At 74.3% G+C, this 4,390-nt stretch carries 2 protein-coding genes; both read right to left on the bottom strand.

Translation table 11 applies throughout. The features are described 5' to 3' along the window. Positions 1-1,762, bottom strand: a 1,762-nt coding sequence (gene murJ / locus ACOJUF_RS25810) for a murein biosynthesis integral membrane protein MurJ (RefSeq protein ID WP_420124666.1), incomplete at its 3' end; no start/stop codon positions are given. Continuing rightward, positions 1,759-4,390 (bottom strand): DUF6049 family protein (locus ACOJUF_RS25805; RefSeq protein ID WP_420124665.1); only part of this gene is annotated, 2,632 nt, incomplete at its 5' end. The genes murJ and ACOJUF_RS25805, both read right to left, overlap by 4 nt.

The following is a 4,390-nucleotide window of genomic DNA, read 5'->3' as shown; positions in this document are numbered from 1 at the left end:
CGGGCAGCCGGGCCGCGAGCCGCCGGCGCAGCGGATCGAGTTCCTCGACCCGCAGCAGCAGGGCCAGCCCGGCGATGACGATCAGGCCGATCGGGGCGCACACCGCGATCCGGATCAGCGCCTCGGACAGCGTGTCGACCGGGCCCTGGGTGGTCAGGGTGCCGACGCCGAACGCGACGACCCCGCCGACCGCGCTGGCCAGCACCATCTTGCCGAGGGTGACCAGCGTCCGGGCGGTCCCCATCGGGCCGTACCGGTGGCGCAGCCAGACCTCCCCGACGACGGCGCCGACCACGTACGAGACGGTGGTCGCCAGGGCCATCGCCGGGACCACCAGCGCGGGGCTCAACGCGACGCTGGCGATGAGCAGCGGGATGCGCACGCCCACCATCACCAGGTTGATCAGCGCCGGGGTGCGGGCGTCCTTCATCGCGTAGAAGACCCGCATCTGCATCAGGGTCACCGCGAACGGCACCAGGCCCAGCGCCAACGCGCTCAGCGTGCCGGTCAGGATGACCACGTCGGCCACCTCGACCTTGCCGTACAGGGAGGCGACCACCGCCAGCGACGCGGCCAGCACGATCATCCCGGTGGCCACCGGCACCAGCGCCACGATGGAGAGCCGGTTGCCCAGCGACGCGTCGTCCTTCATCCGCTCGTACTCGCCGGCCGCGGCGTGCCGGCTCATCCGCGGCATGATCGCGGTCAGGATGGAGACGCCGATGATGCCGTACGGCAACTGGAACAGCAGCGAGGCGAACGCGTAGAGGGAGATGCCCCCTTCGATGCTGCCCGACGCGACCCGGGTGACGACGATGTAGCCGGCCTGCGAGATGAGCACGTAGACGACGGCCCAGAGCAGCAGCTGGCCGGCCTCGAGCAACCGGCGGTCGCCGCCCCACCGCCACCGGAACCGGAACCCGCCACGCAGCAGGGACGGGATCATCACGACCGACTGCACGACGATCCCCGCGGTGGTGCCCAACCCGAGGATGAGGAACTGCTCCCGGGTCAGCCCGGACAGCGCGGTGCCGTCGGCCGCGATGTTCGCCGGATCGCTGGTGGTGGTGAGCAGGACGATGCCGACGGCGATGACGACGAGGTTGTTGGCCACGGGCGCCCAGGCCGGGACGCCGAACTTCTCCTTGGTGTTCAGGATCGCGCCGAACAGCGCCGCGATGCCGTAGAAGAAGATCTGCGGCAGCAGCAGCCACGCCAGGCCGGTGGCCAGGCCGCGGTCGACCACGCCCCCGTTGCCGGCCAGGTAGACCCGGGTGAGCAGCGGGGCCGCGGCGATGGCCAGGCCGGTGGCCGCGATCAGCCCGACGAAGGCCATGGTCATCAGCCGCTGGGTGTAGCCCTCGCCACCGTCGGCGTCGGACCGGGCCCGGGACAGCAGCGGGATCGCGACGGAGGTCAGCACACCGCCGATGAGCAGCTCGAAGATGATGTTGGGCAGCGTGTTGGCGATGGTGTACGCGTCGTTGACCACCCCGAAACCCAGGAACGCCAGGATGACGACCTTGGCCAGGAATCCGGTCGCGCGGCTGACCAGGGTGGCCACGGCCATGACGGCACCGGCCCGGACCACGCCGGAGGTCCGGGCCGTCTTCATGCCCGACACGTCGTCCCGGGCCGCGGGGACGGCGGCCGCCGGGTCGGGTGCGGGGCCCGGCTCGCCGTCCGGGGCGGGGGACGCGGCCGCGGCGGGATCGGCGGATGCCTCGGGAAATGCGCGGCCGGCGGGTGGATGGGTGGTCACGAACGGAAGTCCTGTCGGTCGTCGGTCCCGTCCGGGACGCGCGGGGCGGTGGGACCGGAGCGGGTCGGGCTGACCAGCCGGTCGGGGCGGGGTCCGGGCGGCCCGGCGGCGGGGGGATCGGCCGGCCCGGCACCGGCACCGGCGGCAGCGGCGGCGGCGGCAGCGGCGAGCCGCTCCCGGCGCCCGCGCAACCGCTGGCGGACCCGGAGGAAGACCATGATCACCAGCACCCCGCCGGCCCCGACGATCAGCACGACGGTGAGCGCGCCGTAGGCGCTGGACTGCACGGTGAGCTGGACCGGGGTGCCCCAGGCCACGCCGTCCGGGCCGATCAGTGAGGCGGTCACCTGGAACTGCCCGGACCGGGTGACCTCCGTGGGGATCTTCACCTGCTGCGACCGGCCGGCCGGGATGATCTGCACCGGTGCGTCGGTGACGGTCAGGCCCACCATCTCGCCGCCGGCCAGCGCCACCGTCACCGGCACGTCGTACGCCGTGTTGTTCTGCACCGTCAGCAGGAGCGGGGACGTCGAGGAGGCCAGCGTGTAGTTGTTGCCGGTGTCGGCGATCTGCACGCCGGCCCGCACCGCGGCCACCGTGCTCTCCACCGTGCCGACGTTGGCGTCGCCGACGGTGGGGTTGTTGCGGAAGGCGGTCGAGGCGGACGTGTTCAGCGCGCGGTCGAGCGGGTCGAGCAGCACGGCCGGATCGGCCGGCTGCGGGACCGTGGCCAGGCCGGCCCGCAGGGCGGCGACGTCGGACCGGGCGGCGGTGACGCGGTCGAGGTACTCGGGCGACAGCTCCTGGTCCCGGGCGAGCTGGGGGTAGTCGGGCGTGCCGATCCGGGTCGGCGCGGCGGCCAGATCGGCCAGCGTGCGCCCGGTGATGATGCCGCTGCGGCCCAGGTCGCCCAGCAACTGCACCAGGCCCTGCAGGCCGGCGCTGTCCGGGGCCCACCGGCGGACCGGCGCGAACACGGCCGGGGTGGCCGTGCCGTCGGCCCGCTGCTGGGCCAGCAACGCGGTCAGCGAGTTGACCTTGGTCGCCCAGCCGGTCCGCCGCTCGTCGTCGATCAGCTTGTCCAGGCCACCCAGCACGTCGGTGCGGGCGATGACCGACGGCAGCCCGTCGACGCCCGGATCGGGCTCGATCAGCGCGCCGGCGGTCGCCGGATCGGTGGCCGACCCGAGCGCGACCGAGGCGTCCGACAGCAGACCGCTGCGGGCGCCACCGGCCAGCAGGGTCGACAGGGTGGCGCCGTCGACCGCCCCGTTGATCGGGTAGGCGGTCGTGGACGCGGCCGGATTCGTCGCCGTCGGCAGGTCACCCCACACCCGTCGGACCACCTCCTGACCGTGTTGCTGTGCGGTGGCGATCTCGCCGCTCATGCCGGCCCGCACCAGCGCGACCACGTCGGGGTCGCCGTAGGGCAGTTCGACCACCGGCCGGGTGGCGGCCACCGCACGCAGGCGTTCGAGGAAGGACGCCGCGGCCTGCTGTCCGGTTCCGGCGACCGTCCCGGGAATGTCGACCGCCGGCAGGGTCGGGTCCGCGACCGCGGTGGCCCCCTCCCCGGGATTCGCGCCGGTGGCGGCCGCGGTGGTCGCTCCCGGGCTGCCGGCCGCAGCCCCGGTCGACGGGCCGGCCGGCACGGTGGGCGGCACGGTGGCCGGGTTGGTGGCCGGGGTGGTGGCCGGCCCGGTGGTCGTGCCGGCGTCGCCGGTCGGGGTCGCCGCGCCGCCGGCCGCCTGGGCCTGGCTCCGCGCCTGTTCGATGGCGGCGACCGGCGGTTGGGCCGCCCCGGGCGGCGCGACCACCCGGTACAGGCCGGTCATCCGGTCCAGCTCGTCCAGCAGTTGCGGGTCGATCACCAGGGTGATGGCGTCCGCCGGCAGGGCCCGGGCCGACTCCCCGGACAGGCTGGTCAGCAGCAGGTCCAGCCGGCCGCCCGGGGAAATGGCGGCGAGCAGGTCGTCGTTGAGGAACACGCCGTCGACACCCAGGTGCGGGACGTCGACCATCGGCCAGATGAAGTTGAACGGCGTCGGGTTGCCGGCGGGCGCCGGCTCCGTCCCGCCCGTCGGGCCCCCCGGTACCGAGAGCACCGTCACCAGCAGGTGCAGTTCGCCGATCCGGGCCTCCAGCGGGCCGGCCGGCAGCACCACCGCGCCGTTGACGTTCACCATCACCGGGTACACGCCCGGTGTGGTGATGCCCAGGGAGTTCGACCCGGTCAACGGGGTGGTGAAGACGAACGGGACGGATGCGCCCCCGGCCAGTGACCCCGGGATCGGCTCGAACCGGCTGGGGACCTGTGCGACCGGTTCGGAGGGCTCGGCCAGCTCGGTCCGGACGTCGGCGGTGGACGTCAGGGCCGCCCCCCGCTGGAACCGGTAGGCCAGGTCGATCAGTTCCTCGCTGCCGGTGTTGCGCATGGTGCCGGCGATCGTGAGGGTGTCCGGCCCGGTCGAGGTGACCAGCGTCGGGGTGATCGACGTCACGTCGAACGCCAGCCGGCTCGCGTAGTCGACCGCGGGCGCGACCGTCACGACGGTGCGGCCGGCGGGGGCCGGGGCCGGGCCCGCGGCTCCGGCCGGCGGGGCGGCGAGCACGGTGGCCAGCAGCAGC

This window comes from Nakamurella sp. (assembly GCF_048594475.1).
Taxonomy (GTDB): domain Bacteria; phylum Actinomycetota; class Actinomycetes; order Mycobacteriales; family Nakamurellaceae; genus Nakamurella.
The sequence above is the reverse complement of the archived record's forward strand: the minus strand, read 5'-3'. Positions and strand labels throughout refer to the sequence as shown.